The organism is Protofrankia sp. Cj3, from assembly GCF_917627355.1.
Classification (GTDB): domain Bacteria; phylum Actinomycetota; class Actinomycetes; order Frankiales; family Frankiaceae; genus Protofrankia.
Genome location: NZ_CAKJTR010000011.1, coordinates 32,389 through 49,474 on the forward strand (window position 1 = coordinate 32,389; position 17,086 = coordinate 49,474).

Here is a 17,086-nt window from a genome sequence, read left to right on the forward strand (position 1 = left end):
GGTCGGCTCGGCGGTCAACTCACCAGCCGGCTCGGCAGTGGAGCCGGCGGTGTCGCTGTCCTCCCCGAGATAGGCACGGATCACATCGGGATTGGTCCGGATCTCCTCAGGTGCCCCTTCGGCGATCTTCCGACCGAAGTCGAGCACCGCGATGCGGTCGCAGATACCGAGGACCAGCGGAATGTCATGCTCGATCAGCAGAACGGCGGTGTTGCGCCGCTCGGCGATCCCCCGGATGACCGTCCCGATCTCGGCGCTCTCATGGGAGTCCAGACCGGCGGCCGGCTCGTCGAGGAACAGCACGTTCGGATCAGCGAGCAGCGCCCGGGCCACGCCGACGAGCCGCGCCCGGCCATGCGGAAGCTCAGCGGGCTTGCTGTCCAGCAGATCCGTCAGCCCGAACTCCTCGATGATCTCTTCCATGGTGACGGACGGACGCTGCCGCCCAGGACGGATCATGTCGGTGAAGTAGTACCCCGGCGCCTGGGTGTCCGCGGCGGCGAGCAGATTCTCCCGGACCGTCATGTCCGGGAACAGCTCGACCGCCTGGAAGGACCGGGCCAGCCCGGCCCGTGCCCGCCGTACCGGCGACCATCCGGCGATGGGCTTCCCGTCGAGCAGCACCTCACCCGACGTCGGCTTGGTGAAGCCGGTGACGATGTCCAGCAAGGTCGTCTTGCCCGCGCCGTTGGGGCCGATCAGCCCCAGCACCTTGCCCGGCTCAACGCGCAGGTTGACGTCGCTGAGCGCCTGCACCCCACCGAAACGGACGCTGAGATTACGCACCTCAAGAACCGCGGGCTCACGGCGACGGCTGGCGGCCGGACTGTCAGCGGCAGCGCCGCCGGCTCCGTCGGCTGCGTCGGCTTCGTCGGAAGCGCCGGTCGCGGTGGTACCAGCGGGCGCCGCACCGTCTACAGCCGGCGCTGGTGCCGATCCGCCGCCGCGCAGCCGTGCGACAAGTGCCTGATAACCATCGGAGTTGAGTTTGGCGATCCCGTCCGGGGCCTGGAAAAGTGTCAGGATGACGCCACCACCGGCGATGAGGGGCAGCCAGCCGCTGATGTCACCGAGCGAATCAACGATCTTCGCCGTGACACCGCCCGCAATCATGGTGGCGCCGGCCAGGCTGCCCGACGCCCAGCCAATACCGCCAATCACCGCATACATGACGACGTTGATGGACCCGAACACGTCGAACTGAGTGAAGACCACGGTCGGGCTGCGGAACCCGGTGAGGATCCCGCCGATCGCGCCGATCGCGGCGGCCAGGCCGAAGGCGTAGAGCTTGGCCCCGTAGACCCCGATGCCGATCGACGCGGCAGCCCGCTCATTGCTGCGGATCGCCAGCAGCCGCCGACCGGTGCGGCCACGCCGCACATTGGCCACGAGGAGACCGAGCAACACCAACATGATCAGAACAAGAGTCGCGTAGCGCCGAGGGTAGGTGATCGGGTCGAGGTCGACACCGAACAGGGACGGCGTCCCGACATTGGTCCCGTCAAGCCCGCCGGTGAGCTCACCGTTACCCAAGATCATATTCTGGATCACCAGTGCCAGGCCGAGCGTGGCGACCGCGAGGTTAACCCCACGGGTACGCAGTGCGGGCAGCGCCACAATGAGACCGGCCGGTATCGCGGCAAGAACACCGACGAGTGCCGCCAGCCAGAATGGCCACCCCGACGCGGCGACCAGCCGGGCCGCGACCCAGGCACCGAAGCCGGCCAACGCCCACTGACTGAGCGAGAGCTGTCCAGCGTAACCGGTGACGACGACGACGGACAGCACGAGCACCGCCGCGATGAAGGTCGTGGCGAGCGAGTCGACCCAGTCGGTAGGCACTGTCCAGACGAGCAACGCACCCGCGGCGATCGCCGGAATGAGCAGCGGCAGGTTCACCCGTCCTGGACCGGGCAACGGCAACCGCACGGGAAGGTCACCGCGGGCGGGCCGGGCACGTCCACCGAGAGTGAGAATGACGATAATCAACAGGAACGGTACGGAATCCGCGAGCCCGGTGACGTCGGCGAGGTAGCGTCCGACCTCCGCCTGCACGACACCGAGCAGCATGGCGCCGCCGATCGTGAGCAGGAAGGACGAGAAGCCTCCGACCAGCGCCGCCGCGAGCGCGGGAACGACAAGCAGGGTGAGTGCACCCGCGGACAGTCCGGTGATGGGCGCGAGGAAGATCGCGGCGGTGGCGTACAGCGCGCCGCCGACGCTCCAGTTCACCAGCTCAATCATGGATGTCGACCATCCGGAGGCCGCTGCCGTGCGCCGGTTCTCCGCCACCGCCGTGGTCGCGAGACCGAACCGGGTCCGGGAATAGATCAACCACAGGACGGCCGCGAGCACGATCAGAAGACCGATGAGGACGATACGGTCCTTACCGATGACCAACGAGCCGGTCACGTGGACCGCCTTGGTCGGCAGGATCGACTTCACCAGCTCCTGCGCGGACCCCCAGACAAGCACCACCACGCCCTCGAGGAACAGCAGGACTCCGAGCGTGGCGATGAGCTTGACCAACGCGGAGGCCCGGCGCAGCGGGACCATGACCAACAGGTGGGTGGCACCACCCAGCGCCGCCCCGAACGCGATACTCAGCACCAGCGCGGCGATCCAGTTCACATGATGGGTGTCGCGCAGGTCATAGAAGACGAAGGCGGCGAAACCGCCCGTCACGCCGCTGGCGAAGTTCAGTACTCCGGAGGCTCGGAAGACCAGCACGATCCCGAGCGCGGCCAGCGCGTACAAGCTGCCCGTGCCAAGACCCAGCAGGGCAAAGCGGAGGAAATCCACGTCGGAAAGCCTTTCTGCCGAGAACGCGGGTATGCCGGCGCACCCGGCCGCGGGAGGAACCGCGGCCGGGTGCCGAAACAGCCGCGGTTAGGAGCTGCCGAGGACGTTGAATGCCTGGTTGTCGAACAGTGGTGTACGGGTACCGTTTTTGACCTCGGAGAAGTACACACTGGTGGTGAAAATCCGGTTACCGTCGAACAGAACCTTGATCGGCTTGGCGAAGTCCACCTTGGGCAGCGGCGAGAAGTCGATCTCTCCGGCGGTGTTCAGAGCATTGGCCAGGCTCTCCCCGTCGATCGTGGTCAGCTTCGCCGCGTACTGGGCCACCAGGTGGACGGTCGCCCACGCGGTCATGGCACCTTCGCTGCGGGTGTCAGCGGCAACACCGGCGGCATCCAGCTCGGAGTTGAACTGCTTGATCGCGGGAATGGTGGTATCGCTGGCCGGTGGCATCGAACCAACCAGCACCAGCCCGTCCGCGGCCGATCCAAGCGTCTTGATCATTTTATCCTCGATGACCGTAGCGCCGTAGGCGGTCGTGACCTTGGAGCCCGCCTGCGAGAGCGCCTGCAACAGCTTGGACGCCTGGCTCGAGCCCAGCACCATGTCGATGCAGTCGGTGGTGCCGCTGGTCAACGTGGCCGCGCTGGTCGTCAGGTCGGTGGCAGTCGGCGCGATCGGCACAGTCTTGTTGATGTTCAGGTTGAACGACTTGAGGCCGATGCCGAAGAAGGAAGCCGAGTTGCGTCCAGCCGCGATGTCGACGACCGCGACGGCCGGATCCTTCTTACCCAGCTTGCCACAGGCCGTCCCGCCACCGGCGATGTTGACCGCGCCGCTGCCGAACGGGAAGGAGTACGGGCTCTTGAGCTCACTGGCGCTGCTCGGTACTTCACCGATCGCCGGGATCTTCGCCTTCTCCAGGATCGGCATGTACCGGTCGCCGGTGCTGGAGTTGGCCGTCACGAACAGGTACTTGCCCTGAACGGCCTGGGTCGCACAATCAGCGCCCTTGTTCGGGTCGAACTGGTCATCGCAGGCGGTGACCTCCAGCGGCCGGCCCTTGATACCGCCGGCCTTGTTGATTGCTTGAGCCGCGGCCTTCACCGCCGCGGGGACTCCCGGGTAGCTGTCGGACGGGCCTGACAGCGCCTGGATCGTCATGATCTTTATGGGTTCGCCGGAAAGCTTGGTCGCCGACCCCGACGCGGCACTCCCGTCATTCGACGAAGAACTACCGCATGCGGCCAGCGCGAGGGCACCGGCAAGCGCTACGGCGAAGGGTGCCTTCGAGCGGACTTTCATGATCCTCCTTGAGAAGGGTAACTGAATCACCGAACGCAACAGTATGAATCGCTTAATCGGATAGACATTTCTACAGTGCGCGAAGTGTGACCTTTGACACCACACCCGTCAAGTCCCAGACTCACCGCATGCCCGGAAATCCACGAATATGACTCTTGGTGTCAGTACCAGCACAATCTGGTCCACCTGCGCGGTCAGCGGAGCCGGCTCGGCAAGGGCCTAACCGCGCGCGATCGCCGAGGCCGCGGCCATGGTCTCCGCGCTCAGCTCCCACTCGGCGGCGGCGACGTTGGTGCGGAGCTGCGCCGGCGAGGTCACGCCAGCGATCACCGATGCCACCGCGGGTTGCGCGATCAGCCAGGCGATCGAGAGTTCCAGGAGGGTGTGCCCGTCCTGGCCAGCCAGCCTCTCGAAGGCCTCAAGGCGGTCGTGTGTGCGCTCGGAGAGGATTTTCGCCGCCACCGCAGGGGCTACATGATCTCCGAGGCGGGTGCCCGCGGGGGGAGCCTGCCCCCGGCGATACTTGCCGGTGAGAACTCCGGAGGCGAGGGGGAAGAACGGAAGAAACGCCATGCCCTGGGCGGACGCTGCTGGCACGGTGTCGGAAAGCGCCTGCGGCCGCAACAGATTGAGCCGGTTCTGGACGCTGGCGAACGACCTCAGGCCATGATCGTTCGCGGCGCGCGCCGCCTCGTCGATCTGGGCGGTGGCCATGTTCGCACACCCGATCTCCCGGGCCTTGCCCGCCTGAACGAGGCCCTCCAACGCACCGAGGGTCTCCTCGATCGGCACGGACGGGTCGGGGAAGTGCAGCTGGTAGAGGTCGATACGGTCGGTGCGCAGCCGCCGCAGGCTCGCCTCGACGGCCGTCGTGATCCAGCGGGGGCTCGCGCCGCCTTCGCCGGGCGCCGCGCCGTAGCGCGACCCGAACTTCGTCGCGATCACGACTTCGTCGCGGCGGGCCGCCAACAGACGCCCGAGCAGCTCCTCGGACGCGCCGGCACCGTACTCGTCAGCCGTGTCGAAGAAGGTCACGCCGCTGTCGGCGGCGGCGGCGAGGATGGCCGCGGTCCTGGTCTCGTCGCAGGTGGTGCCGAGCTGGTTGCAGCCCAGCCCCACGACCGAGACCTCCAGGCTACCGATCCTTCGGGTACGCATTCCCGTCCCTTCCCCGTCCGGTACCGCTGCCGGTACCGGCAGCGGCAGCCGCTACAGCCATGCCGGTCCTCCTCGTGGTTCGCGGCGGTACGTCATGAGCCCAGGAGTGCCAGCGCGCTCTCGATCAATCCGGGGATGGCCTGCGCGTAGCGCTCAGCGGACGGGTCCGGGCTGGGCCGCCGCCGGTTGTGCTTGACAATGAGAGACAGCGTGGCCGCCGACTTGAAGTGGACCAGCGCGTCGAACCAACGCAGATCGGCCACGGTCGCGCCCCGGGCCTGCTCGTAGGTGTCCAGGACGGCAGCGGCGGACGGGACGCCCGGCGGGTCGAAACGCGCGATCGGGCTGCCCATCACCCCACACATGGACAGAAACCAGGCCAGGTCCAATCTGGGATCGCCCACCGTCCAGATCTCCCAGTCGATGACGGCGGTGATGTCGCCGCCGACGGCGAGCATGTTGCCCAGGCGCCAGTCACCGTGCACCACGACCGGGGCGAGCTCCGCCGGCAGCCGGGCGCGCAATGCCGCGGCACACTCCGAGTGGCGCGGCCGCAACGCCTGTTCGACCGTGTCCAGCGCGCGCTCCCACCGACCGACCTCATCCGCCAGGGACACCGGCCGCTCATCCCCCAGGCCCACCGACACCGGCGAGATGGCCTGCATCGCCGCGAGCATGCGCGCCGCCGCGGCGAAGCGGCCCCGCACCGCCGCGGGTGCGAGCGGCGCCCACGGCGTATCCATGATCGGCTCGTAGGAGTCCCCGTCGATGAAGTCCATCGCGAACAGCGGTGGGATTCCCGGCGGGTCCCCCGGGTCGCCGAAGAGCACCCGGGGCACCCGGATGTCCGGCACGGCAGCCAACGCGCGCAACAACCGGGCCTGTCGTAGAACGTCCCGGTTGCGGACCGGAGACACACCGGGCGTGGCAACCTTGAGCACGACCCGACGGCGTCCACCGGCGGCGTCCACCAGCGACGCGGCGAAGGTGTGGCCCGACTGGCCACCGGTGAGCTCGACAAGATCCTCGACCGCCACCTCGCCCGCCGGGCCACCCGCACCCGCACCCGCGGCAGCGGCAGCGGCAGCGGCAGCGGCTGAACGCACCCGCCGAGCGAGCTCGTCGAGGTTGATGACCGGCGTCGCGGCAGGCCGCATGGTCACGCCTGGCTCGTCGTGGGTGCCACGCCCCAGGTTGCGAGCACCTCGCCGACGCTCGTCGCCACCGGGCCGGGTGGGGTGGACGCGGGTGTGCGGCTGAAGCGCGGGGCGGGCGCGGGACGCACCGCTCCCCCGCGGTCGGTGAAGGTCCCGCGGTGGGCGATGTGCGGATGCGAGGGCGCCTCGTCCATCGACAGCACCGGGGCGAAGCAGGCGTCGGTGTGCTCCAGCAACGCGCACCACTCGTCCCTGGTCCGCGTTCTGAACACGTCGGCGAGCCGGGCCTTCATCGGCCGCCAGCCGCTCTTGTCCCACTGTGTCGCCGCGTCGACCGGGTCGATCCCGATCAGCTCCAGCAGGATGCGGTAGAAGTTGTTCTCTATCGCGCCGACCGCGATGTGACGGCCGTCGGCGGTCTCGTAGACGTTGTAGAAGGGTGCGCCGGTGTCCAGGGTGTTGGTGCCCCGCGGGCCATCCCACGTCCCGGACGCACGCATCTCGTGCGTCATCATCATCATCAGCGCGGCCCCGTCGACCATGGCCGCGTCAACGACCTGACCGAGCCCGGACGCCCTCGTCTCGAACAGCGCGCACATCACCCCGAAGCCGAGCAGCATCCCGCCGCCACCGAAGTCACCGACGAGGTTGAGCGGCGGGACCGGCGCCTGTCCCTCCCGACCGATCGGGTCCAGCGCCCCCGCGAGCGCGATGTAGTTGATGTCGTGGCCGGCCGCCCGAGCATAAGGACCCTCCTGGCCCCAACCGGTCACCCGCCCGTAGACGAGCCGAGGGTTGCGGGCAAGGCAGACCTCGGGGCCGACACCGAGACGCTCGGCCACGCCCGGTCGGTAACCCTCGATGAAGACATCCGCGGCGTCGGTGAGCGCGAGCACCGCGGCCACCCCCGCTGGATCCTTGAGGTCGACGGTGACGGTCCGCCGGCCGCGGGCCAGCAGCACGGACGCCGGCTCGGCCTGCGCGCCGGGTGAACGGTCCACCGAGACGACGTCGGCTCCCATGTCGGCGAGCAGCATCGCGGCGAACGGCCCAGGCCCCTGGCCGGCGAGTTCCACAACGCGCACCCCTCGCAGTGGCCCGCCGGTTAATGTCCCGGTCGTCTGTTCCTCGGTTGTCTGTTCCTCGGTCATCGCCCGCCCATCCTGTCGACCCGCCCATCCTGTCGGCCTGTCGGCCTGTCCGGTGTCCGGTGCCGTGCCATCGGCCGGTGGCACGGCACGCTGCCCCCGCTCACGTGTTCACGTGTTCACGTGTCGCCGAAGACGGGCGCGCGCCTGGCGAGGAAGGCGGCCTCCGCCTCGCGGCAGTCCTCGGTCAGGCTGGCAAGGATCTGGGTACGGTTCTCCAGCTGCATCGCGGCGTCGAGGCTTGGAGCGTCGATGTTCTTCCAGAGCACCTGTTTGGTCATCCGGACCCCGAACGGGCTGTTGGCCATGATCGCCGAAGCGATCGACAGTGCCTCGTCCAGTACCCTGCCGTCGTCGACGACCCGCAGCACCAAGCCGTTGTCCCTGGCCTCCAGCGCGTCGATCAACCGACCGGTCAGCATCATCTCGGCTGCCGCCGTCGGCCCGACGATCCGGGGCAGGAAGTAACTGGTGCCCATGTCCGCGCCGGACAGACCGATACGCACGAAGGCCACGTTGAAGCGGGCGGAGCTCGCGGCGAGCCGGATATCCGCGGCCAGCGCGAGGGCCAGCCCCGCGCCCGAAGCTGGGCCGTTGACCGCGGCGATGACCGCCTGCGGCAACTCGTGGATGGTTTTGATCAACTGAGCCGCCCGGGTCTGCCAGGCCATCCCGAACTGGATCCGGCCGAGATCCGACGCGGCGGGGTCCGCGCCGAGGTCGCGCAGATCCTGCCCTGAGCAGAAGCCCCGGCCCGCACCCGTGATCACCAGGACCCGGGTCGAGACGTCCCGGGACAGGGCGTCGACGATCTTTTCGATCTCGTCGTACATCTTCAGCGTGATGGCGTTCAGCCGGTCCGGCCGGTTGAGGGTGAGGACGGCGACGCGCGGAGCCACTTCCTCGAAGCTGATGGTCTCCAAACTGCCGGTCTCCAACGCTTCAGCGCTCCTTCGGCCGGGACGACGCCGCCCCCACAACAACATGTGCGACCGGCCGTCCATGTCAGGGGGATGGCATCGCAACGGTGGCTGCCGACGCTACGCTTTCGCGTACTTGTAGTGCAATGCGTTTGATAGTCTAACTTTAAAAATGCAGGCTTCCGCCCTGATTGACAACGATCCAGCGTGCTGTGCTGACCGCCCTCCAAGCGTCTCCCTCTCCCTCTCCTCTCCCTCTCCTCTCCCGCTCCCGTAGCTCATGGCTCATAGGAGGAAACGGCCCATGCCACCCGTCGCGGTCATGTTCACCTTCTCGGTGCCAGCGGACAAGATCGACGATGCGATCGGGATCCTGGGCGAGATCAGCGCGGCCATGAAGGCCGAGGAACCGGCCGTCCTGATGCACGTCTCCCACCAGCGGGCCGACAAGCCGGGTTCGTTCGCCTTCTACGAGCTATACCCCGACGAGACAGCGTTCAAGGCCCACGGCAAGGGTCCGATCATGAAAGCGGCCGGTAGCCGGCTCAACGCCCTGATGGAACAGCCGGGCAAGGGCTTCATCCTCAGCCCCGTCACCGGCGTCGGCCTGCCCACCTCAGCGCGCCCCTGAGCGTCCCGACCCTCCGACCTTCCGACCCTCCGACCGAGTTTTATACAAGCCTGCCTTGACAGGGTGGTATAAAACTACTCGTGACTGTGAGTCGCGAGCAGCTCCGCCGTGAAGCGGACAGGGCGATCGACGAGGTGCTCGCGGGACGGGAAGCGTGCGAGCTGGAGTCGCAGACACTCGACTTCAAGGAGCTGAAGCGTCCCGCGGGCAACGACCGCGACCTGCTGAAGGCTGCGGCTGCCGACCTCGCCGAAGCTGTGGCCTGCCTGGCCAACAGCCGGGGCGGGACGGTCATCGTCGGGGTGCGCGACGATGGGGCTGGGCCCGCGGCCATCGTGGGCGTACCCACCGACCTCGACATAGACGATCTTCGCCATCGAATCTGGCAGCACACGTCGCCATCCTTGGTAGTCGATATTGAAAGTCGCGTCGCACACGGCATGCGGCTGCTTCTCATCACCGTGGAAACAGCATTTGACCTGGTTCGGGCTGGTGGAAAACTTCGCGAACGGATGGGCACCTCCTGCGAACCGATGGCTCCTGGCCGGGAAGCCGTCATCCGTGACGAGCGCCGTGGATACGACTGGTCCGCCGAGCCCACGCACCTGCGGGTCGACGACGTGTCCCCACGCGCGGTCGAGGAGGCACGCCGTGGGCTCACCGAGGCGGGAGACGCCCAGAGCCGTCGGCGTGCCGAGCTAAGCGTCACCGACCTCCTGCGTGAGTGCGCGGTTCTGGACAGCAGCGGACATCTCACCCGGGGAGGTGCCCTGCTGTTCAGTAGCCTGCACCCTTTCGCCGCTGATCCGACAATCCAGTACCTGCGGCGGCGGACGCCGGCCGGTCCCCTTACCCGTCCATCATCAGTCCACCGAACTCCCCTGATTGTCGCCCTGGCCGATCTTCTTCGGGATATTGACGCAATCAACGAGACCACGTCGGTCACACTTCCCACCGGCGTGCAACAACAACTCGAAACGATTCCCGGCCCGGCCGCGCGCGAAGCCGTGGTCAACGCAATCGCACACCGCGACTACCGGCATCCTGAGCCGGTAGTCGTCGAGCACAGCCCCAGCCGGCTCGTTGTGACATCACCTGGGGAGCTGGTGTTCGGGGTAACCGAGGAGAACTTGCTCACGCATGTGTCCAAGCCGCGAAACCGCTGCCTGGTCGAGGCGCTGCGGGTACTCCGCCTGGCGGAAAGAGCCGGCACCGGTGTCGATGTGATGGTGCGAGTCATGATCCGCGCAGGACATCCGCCGCCGGTCTTTACAAGCGGGAGCGGGAGCGTCCGGGTCGTCATCGACGGCGGTGCTCCTGTGACACGCCTTGCGGTAATGATCGCAAGCCTGCCTGTTGAGGTGCAGGACGACACTGATGCAATTCTGCTCATTCATTTCCTTCGGTCCCATGCGACCGTCGATGCGGTTAAGATCGCTCCTATCCTCCAGAAGAGCGTTGAAGAGGCATCCGAGGCTCTCCAGCGGCTGTCGGACGACACCTACGATCTGCTGGAGCCGGTTCGAGCGACACGCCGGTACCGGATACCCGCGTATCGCTTCCGGGAACGTACGCGCGCGGAACTGGGCACGCTGCTGCCCTACCATCGCAACGACTCCGATGAGATCGAGCGTCGTATCGTCGCGCACCTGCGTGAATATGGGACGATCTCCAACCAGACCGTCCAGAACCTGTTCCTGGTGGGGGTCCAGCGGGCGAGCGCGCTCCTGCGTTCGCTCGCGGAGAAGGGCGTGCTCCAGCGCACGGCCGACTCGCCGACCCGCGGGCCGACCGTCAGGTACGAAGCCGGGCCGGCGTTTCCGCAACGCGGCAGCCGCCGCCGATGAAACCGAGGGATGCGGGTCACTGTGAGCGCGCCAAGGCCACCCACGACAACCACATGACCGAACGCCCCTACATCCTGCTGTCGGCCGCCACATCCGTGGACGGCTACCTCGACGACACCACCAACCAACGGCTGATAATCTCCAACAGGGCCGACCTCGACCGGGTCGACGAAGTCCGTGCCAGCGTCGATGCCATCCTCGTAGGCGCGAACACCATCCGCCGTGACAACCCCCGGCTGCTGATCCGCTCAACAGCCCGCCGCACCGGCCGGATAACCCGCGGCCTACCCGAAAACCCCATCAAAATCACCCTCACCAGTCGCGGCGACCTCGACCCCACCGCCAGCTTCTTCACCACCGGGCCAGCCGAGAAAATCGTCTATGCCACGACCCCCACCGTGAACAAGACCCGCGGACATCTCACCGACGTGGCATCCGTCGTGGACGCCGGGAACCCACTCGACCTCCACACCCTCCTGGCCGACCTCGCCGCGCGCGGCGTACGCCGGCTGATGGTCGAGGGCGGCGGCACCATCCACACCCAGTTCCTCACCGCCGGGCTCGCCAACGAGATCCACCTGGTGATCGCACCGTTCTTCATCGGCGACCCGGCCGCACCCCGCTTCGCCGGCACCAGCACCTTTCCCCACCACCCCGGCCACCGGATGACACTGGCCGAGGCCCGTCAGCTCGACGACGTCGTCTTCCTGCGCTACCTGCTCGGCTGACCTCTGTTCTGTGGTCGGCATTGTCAGCGGCGTCCGAGCGGTGTGGTTGACGTCAGAGTGCCAGCCACTTGTCGAATGAGGGCCTGTCGATCACTTCAGGAGGACTTCCTCGCTGATGAGTGCGGAGGGTCTGGGTATATCCCCACAAGGCGTCAGCGTCGACCCATTCCCGCTTGGCCGCGACCTTCAACAGGTGCCAGGTCCTGACTACTTTGATCTTGTTCCGAGCGGCGAGCCGTACGGCATCGTTGTCATCGGTGACGAAGAATCCGTGCACGCGGCGACGGATCATGATTGCGAGCGTCTCGGCTTCACCGAGGTGTCGGTGAGGGTGGTCGCCTGGGCTGGCAAGCTCCTCGCGAAGAAGCCTCGTGTCCTGAAGTTCTGCCGCGTCGGGGAACCAGGGCGACCCGAAAATGCCGCTGGCATCGGCCAACGCGGCGAGACCGGGTTTGCGTGCCGACGAGTCGCATTCCGCTGCCACGGTGGCGCACCAGTGGCCGTGGCCGTTCGCCAGCCGCTCCAGCAGATCCATCCGGTTGATGATCGCAAAATTGATCAGAACTGTGTTGTCCGGGAACAGGAGCACGGCCACGGTTCAGAGGTCCAACGCCCTAGCAAGATCATCAATGGTCACCTCAGGCACTGCGGGGATGTCAACATCCAGCGCATCGGGATCAATACCGAGCATCCAGGCGAGCGTTCCCTTGCCGAGGGTCCCGGCTTCGATCCCTTTGAGGTGCGCCTCCTGCAGCGTGAGGGGGAAACGACGCTGGGCGGCTGCGTCCATACGCAAAGTGATCTCATCTTTACCTGAATTGGGCGCCCGGTGACGCCGCAACAAACGCTGGGTCGGTTGTCCGGCCCATTCCCGCACCACATCGGGCACGTAGCCGTTCAGGGCATGCAGGCGGCGGGCGAGTGCGTCGGTGGACACACCCCACCGCCACACGAGGTCAGCCAGCCCGGCCGCCTCGTACCGGTCCCAGTCAATCACGGCAAGCGACTCACGGGGGAGCAGAAGCTCCGCCGCGAACGCGTTCGCGGCCGCCTCGCGCTGGTCCCGCTCGGCCGCGGAGAACCCCTGGTCGTGGTGACCCCAGACGAGATGGCCCAACTCATGTGCCATTGACCAGTTCTCCCAGAACCAGTTCCCGGTCGCCGAGAGCGCGATCACATGGCGGCCACCGATGGTGAACGAGTACGCGGTGGACAGGTCTGCGATCCGCACAACATCGACGCCGAACCGGCTCTCCAGCCGATCCGCGAAGGGGCGCACGAAGTCCTCACCCAGCGCCACCCTGACCCCATCAGCACCAGCCCCGTCAACACTCTCTGGAAGGGCTGGTCCGTGCTGCGGTTCGGAGTAGGCCTGACGATAGGCCAAGGCGATGTCGCGTAGCACCAGCTCGTCAGCGTCACGCTCGGGTACGCTCCGGCGGCCCGTCAGGTGATTAAAATCGTGACGCGCCGCGACGACCAGCCGATGCGGGTCGGGCTGTCCGGTGATCAGCCAATGGATGTCCGCATCCAGCAGGTCAGCCAGGCGCGCCAACTCGATCGAGGAGAAGGCGCGCTTGCCGTTTAGCGCGCGCGAGAACGCATCGGGCGGCATCCCGATGTCCGCCGCGATGTCCCGCTGCCGGGTGGTGGGGCAGACCTGCCTGATATGCTCCAGCACGCGGTCACCAATACTGTGCATACATGCATGCTACCTGTTCCGTTGGGAAAATCCCAACGGAACGCATCTGTCCGGGCCACGTGGCTACCTCCGCGGGGCCTACCCCAGCGCAGGGCCGCCGCAGCCACGGCACGACGGATGGACGTCCGAAACCCCCGTGTCGGGCAGAAAATACGTGTCGCTCTTCCACTCGTGACCTGCCGAACCGTTGTGATCGACGGTATCGCGGACCATTACTCAGTCGGTGACTCGACGACCTCCGCATGCGAGGCGTCCTGTTGCGCGGTGCGCACGGCGGCATCCGCGGATGAGCCGTCGGCCGCGGCGATCTGTGGACGCGGGCCGTCGCTGGAGAACTCGGCTGTCGGGCCGCCGCTGAGCGAGCCGATCAGGTTCGTCAGTTCACGCATGATGTCGGGCCCGAACCCGGCCAGCCCGGTCATCAGACTGACCAACCCCTTGTCGTGGGAACCCGCAATGTAGGTCCGCAGGTTCGGCAGCAGTTTGCCCTTGGCCTCCAGGATCTCCGGTAGTCTTTCCACGATCATCCGTTGGATGTTCTCCTCGTGGTGGCCGCCTTCAATACGCAGCCGTTCGGCCAGTTTGTATGCCTCCAGCTCGGCCAGTGCCCGGGCGTGGTCGCGTTCCGACGCCCGGCTTTCATCCGCCACCGCTATGCGTGCCCTGGCGACTTCCAGCCGTCTCAGCTCAGCATAGGTGTCGGCATCCGCTCTGGCCCGCTCCGCCGTCAGCCGCTCGTTCGCCTCCCGCCGGGACCGCGTGGCACTGATCTGATCCTCTATAGCCAGTTTGGTCGTAAGCGTCCGCAGGTGAGCGTCCAGCGATATCTTCTTCTCCCGCTCCGCCACCCAGTCCGCAGGCAGCACAACGTTCGCGACGGACAGTGGCCGCGGTTCGAATCCCATCTCCACCAGTGCCGGCCTGGACCTCCACATCACCTCGTCCGCGATCTTTCCGAAATCGCGATCGACCTGCCCCATGGCCCGTTCGCCCACCACGTCACGAATATGTACGACAAGGGTGTCGATGACTTGCCGGTGCATGTTCTCCGTGTCCTCGCCGAAATGCTCGCTCACCGTCCGGATCGCCTGCTCGTCTCGTGGGATCCGAAAAGCTGTACGAAGATCGAGCGTCAGCGGCACCTCGTCGGAGGACTGACAGGTCACCCGGAACTCGATCGGCTGCCACTGCAACGAAATCTTGGTGAGGATGGCGCCCGGAGGGAGGAAGATCCGCCCTTTCAGCACCACCTTGATGCGATGATCCCACCACCCCGAGACGACACCCGCCTCGTCCTGGCCCAGCGGTTCCGACAATTTTGCCATGACGACTCCTAGAACAAACAGCGCCAGCAGCGCGAAGAATAATTTGGGGATGACGAACAACAGCCAGCCGGCCAGCGCTGTCACCGCGATCAGCGCGCCGAGATTCCAGGGTGACTGGTTCCTCAGCCATGCACGCCAGTCATTCATATCGACCCCGGTGTCATCAGACTGACTGGATGGCCCGCATGACGTCAACCAGGCCGTGCCCCTGAAACTCCCGTACCCGGCCGAGATCGGTCGCGGAGTCCAGGAAAACCTTTTTTACCCGTTCGGGGCTGCCGATAAACTCGCTACGCACCGAGAGAAAGGCGGCGATGGCCCCGGAGACGTGTGCCGCCGCCAAGCTCGTCCCGCTGAACTCGCTGTAGTCTGGATAGTCCCAGTCCTCGTCGTCGGGCTGGGCCGTCGAACTGACGCAGCTCACAATGTGTTCGCCGGGGGCGACAAGGTCCGGCTTGAGCCGGCCATCCCCCGTCGGCCCCTTGGAGGAAAAATAGGAAACCCCGTACCGGTGCGGGGCGACTCGATGCGTGGAGCCGACCGTGATAGCGCCGAAGGCGTTTCCTGGATCGTTGATCGTAACGCCCGCGCTGAAATCATCGGTGTTCCGGGCTACTTCCGTCCGCACGAAACCCGAATTGCCGGCGGCAACGACCACCAACACGCCCGAGGCGACCATGCGGTCGACCTCGTTGCACAGCGGGGAATACCCGCCGACAAACCACTCCGGGTAAAACGAGTAGCCAAGGCTCAGATTTACTCCGTGAATGCGAATGTTACGGCCGTAGTCGTTGACCCGCTGGATGTGCTCCAGCGCCGCGATCACCGCACTCACGTTGGCCAGCCGGCCCGCGCCGAACACCTTGTAGCTCACAATCTTACAACGCGGGGCGACACCGCCGATCCTGGTGATCGCGGACGTGTACGCATCCACCGTCTTGTCGCCGTCAAGCAGCATCTGGCGGACACGTAACCGACGTCCACCGGTTTCGGCGGAGTCAGCCGCCACCTCACCCGCGATGATACCGGCGACCGGCGTGCCATGCCCGATACCATAATCATCCCGGGTTGGAGCGTTGCCGTCCGTCAGATCGACGTGCTCAAGTTGAGCCGGCAGACTGAGATTGTCCCATTTAGCAAAGTGTGGGTGCCGCTCGTCAACCCCGGAGTCGACAACCGCCCAGACAATGTTTTCACCGAACGCGCCGAAGGTTGCCTGGGCCGCGTCGCCCTTTATCACCGCCACGGACCTGTCCAGCAGCGCCGAAACTTCGAAGTCGGGCCAGACCCGCCGGATCGCGCGCAGCCGCCAGTTGCCGGCATCCTGTTCAGCCTGCTCGACATCGACGTGGACGACCCAGCGCACAGCCTCCGGCGGGAGGACCGCGACGACGTAGGAACGGCCCAGCTCCCGAGACAGCCGCGACTCACCGATGTCGTCGAACACGTCCATCTCGCTGAACCGCACGGCTGCCTCGGTCAGCAGCGTGCGCACGGTATTCGCGGCACCGCGGCGGCCGGCGGGGAAATCCGGGTTGAGGTCGAAGATGACCCGGACGGTGCCTGATGCGCTTCGGCTCTCCAGCTCTGTCAGCCGCGACTCCAGCGCAGGCGTGATGACGGACCGGGCATGCGTTACCGGCCGGCGGCCAGGATCATCGAATTTCATTACGTCCCCCGATCTGCGGCATTGGACGGCCATGGGACCGCCGGATCCGACTATATATGCGATAAGGCTGGGGAAATTCCCCCTGATACGGGATTGCCGCACTCACTCAAACGTCCCTACGGGTGGAAAGGTTCCGCATCGTCGACCGGATGCGTAGCCGACGGGGACGTGGACGGGTTCGGCAGACGCCACAGAGCCGCCTCACCGGCGTCGGATGCGGTGGCGAACCAGCGCCCGTCAGGGCTGAACGCGACCGCGTTTACGCGCGGTTCGTGCACCGATCGGTGCCTCGCCGGCCCCGCGGAAAGATCATAAACAAAGACCACCCGATATGCCGGGCTGTGCGCGGCCATGAAACGTCCGTCCCGGCTGACGGTAAGCGCGCCCGGCGTTCTGGGGTGGGAGAACCGTGCCCGTACCCGGCAGGCTGCCACGTCGATAAACGAGATGACCATCGAACGGTGGCGTAACACAAGCAACTGGCCGGCCAGGCCGAGCGCGGCGTCCACTACCTCGGAGCCCGCCGCGGTGAAGTCCCCAGCATCTTTACCGGCCGCCGAGGGGTAGACGCAGGCACCGGTGGCGAGCGCCCACAGCCGTGGCGAACAGCTGTCATCCAGGGTGACCAACCACCCGCCATCCCAACTGAACCGAGCCGCCGTCACACGACGTACCGTCTCCACGGTCTTCCTGA

14 protein-coding genes are annotated in these 17,086 nt (G+C 66.5%); 3 read left to right on the plus strand and 11 right to left on the minus strand.

What is annotated here, in order from left to right; all coding sequences use genetic code 11:
* From MJ783_RS02810 to MJ783_RS02835, 6 genes are all read right to left on the minus strand, one after another.
* Positions 1-2,802: branched-chain amino acid ABC transporter permease/ATP-binding protein (locus MJ783_RS02810; RefSeq protein ID WP_239308333.1), on the minus strand; the 2,802-nt coding region annotated here is incomplete at its 3' end.
* A gap of 87 nt (positions 2,803-2,889) precedes the next feature.
* Positions 2,890-4,107 carry an ABC transporter substrate-binding protein gene (locus MJ783_RS02815; RefSeq protein WP_239308334.1) on the minus strand — a complete coding sequence of 406 codons (1,218 nt, stop codon included), beginning with the start codon at positions 4,105-4,107 and terminating at the stop codon, positions 2,890-2,892.
* A gap of 219 nt (positions 4,108-4,326) precedes the next feature.
* On the minus strand, positions 4,327-5,265 hold the full coding sequence (locus tag MJ783_RS02820; protein ID WP_239308335.1) for an aldo/keto reductase: 939 nt from the start codon (positions 5,263-5,265) through the stop codon (positions 4,327-4,329).
* Between the two features lie 92 nt (positions 5,266-5,357).
* The gene (locus tag MJ783_RS02825) at positions 5,358-6,422 is read right to left on the minus strand and encodes a phosphotransferase family protein (protein ID WP_239308346.1); all 1,065 of its coding nucleotides are present in this window, start codon (positions 6,420-6,422) and stop codon (positions 5,358-5,360) included.
* Positions 6,423-6,424: 2 nt separating this feature from the next.
* On the minus strand, positions 6,425-7,573 hold the full coding sequence (locus MJ783_RS02830) for a CaiB/BaiF CoA-transferase family protein (protein ID WP_239308336.1): 1,149 nt from the start codon (positions 7,571-7,573) through the stop codon (positions 6,425-6,427).
* Between the two features lie 116 nt (positions 7,574-7,689).
* Positions 7,690-8,508 (minus strand): enoyl-CoA hydratase/isomerase family protein, encoded by an 819-nt coding sequence (locus MJ783_RS02835; RefSeq protein ID WP_239308337.1) that lies wholly within the window; start codon positions 8,506-8,508, stop codon positions 7,690-7,692.
* A gap of 286 nt (positions 8,509-8,794) precedes the next feature.
* Here MJ783_RS02835 and MJ783_RS02840 point away from each other — a divergent pair, with 286 nt between their 5' ends.
* The 3 genes from MJ783_RS02840 to MJ783_RS02850 all read left to right on the plus strand — a co-directional run bounded on the left by MJ783_RS02840 (position 8,795) and on the right by MJ783_RS02850 (position 11,696).
* Entirely contained in the window at positions 8,795-9,121 is a 327-nt protein-coding gene (locus MJ783_RS02840) for a putative quinol monooxygenase (RefSeq protein ID WP_239308338.1), read from the plus strand.
* A gap of 80 nt (positions 9,122-9,201) precedes the next feature.
* Entirely contained in the window at positions 9,202-10,968 is a 1,767-nt protein-coding gene (locus MJ783_RS02845; protein ID WP_239308339.1) for an ATP-binding protein, read from the plus strand.
* 53 nt (positions 10,969-11,021) lie between these two features.
* The gene (locus MJ783_RS02850; protein ID WP_239308340.1) at positions 11,022-11,696 is read left to right on the plus strand and encodes a dihydrofolate reductase family protein; all 675 of its coding nucleotides are present in this window, start codon (positions 11,022-11,024) and stop codon (positions 11,694-11,696) included.
* Positions 11,697-11,748: 52 nt separating this feature from the next.
* Here MJ783_RS02850 and MJ783_RS02855 read toward each other — a convergent pair whose 3' ends face one another.
* The 5 genes from MJ783_RS02855 to MJ783_RS02875 all read right to left on the minus strand — a co-directional run.
* A complete protein-coding gene (locus tag MJ783_RS02855; protein WP_239308341.1) occupies positions 11,749-12,291 on the minus strand; it encodes a hypothetical protein in 543 nt (180 codons plus the stop codon).
* A 3-nt stretch (positions 12,292-12,294) separates the two neighbouring features.
* On the minus strand, positions 12,295-13,398 hold the full coding sequence (locus tag MJ783_RS02860; protein WP_239308342.1) for an ImmA/IrrE family metallo-endopeptidase: 1,104 nt from the start codon (positions 13,396-13,398) through the stop codon (positions 12,295-12,297).
* Between the two features lie 212 nt (positions 13,399-13,610).
* Complete coding sequence (locus tag MJ783_RS02865; protein WP_239308343.1) at positions 13,611-14,870, minus strand: SPFH domain-containing protein; 1,260 nt, start codon at positions 14,868-14,870, stop codon at positions 13,611-13,613.
* Between the two features lie 16 nt (positions 14,871-14,886).
* Complete coding sequence (locus MJ783_RS02870; protein WP_239308344.1) at positions 14,887-16,392, minus strand: S8 family peptidase; 1,506 nt, start codon at positions 16,390-16,392, stop codon at positions 14,887-14,889.
* Between the two features lie 116 nt (positions 16,393-16,508).
* The coding region (locus tag MJ783_RS02875) for a WD40 repeat domain-containing protein (protein WP_239308345.1) at positions 16,509-17,086 on the minus strand (578 nt) is incomplete at its 5' end.

Coding starts and splice junctions, on each gene's coding strand:
- MJ783_RS02815 (WP_239308334.1), bottom strand. CDS start 4,107: ATGAAAGTCCGCTCGAAGGCACCCTTCGCCGTAGCGCTTGCCGGTGCC.
- MJ783_RS02820 (WP_239308335.1), bottom strand. CDS start 5,265: ATGCGTACCCGAAGGATCGGTAGCCTGGAGGTCTCGGTCGTGGGGCTG.
- MJ783_RS02825 (WP_239308346.1), bottom strand. CDS start 6,422: ATGCGGCCTGCCGCGACGCCGGTCATCAACCTCGACGAGCTCGCTCGG.
- MJ783_RS02830 (WP_239308336.1), bottom strand. CDS start 7,573: ATGACCGAGGAACAGACAACCGAGGAACAGACGACCGGGACATTAACC.
- MJ783_RS02840 (WP_239308338.1), top strand. CDS start 8,795: ATGCCACCCGTCGCGGTCATGTTCACCTTCTCGGTGCCAGCGGACAAG.
- MJ783_RS02850 (WP_239308340.1), top strand. CDS start 11,022: ATGACCGAACGCCCCTACATCCTGCTGTCGGCCGCCACATCCGTGGAC.
- MJ783_RS02860 (WP_239308342.1), bottom strand. CDS start 13,398: ATGCACAGTATTGGTGACCGCGTGCTGGAGCATATCAGGCAGGTCTGC.
- MJ783_RS02865 (WP_239308343.1), bottom strand. CDS start 14,870: ATGAATGACTGGCGTGCATGGCTGAGGAACCAGTCACCCTGGAATCTC.
- MJ783_RS02870 (WP_239308344.1), bottom strand. CDS start 16,392: ATGAAATTCGATGATCCTGGCCGCCGGCCGGTAACGCATGCCCGGTCC.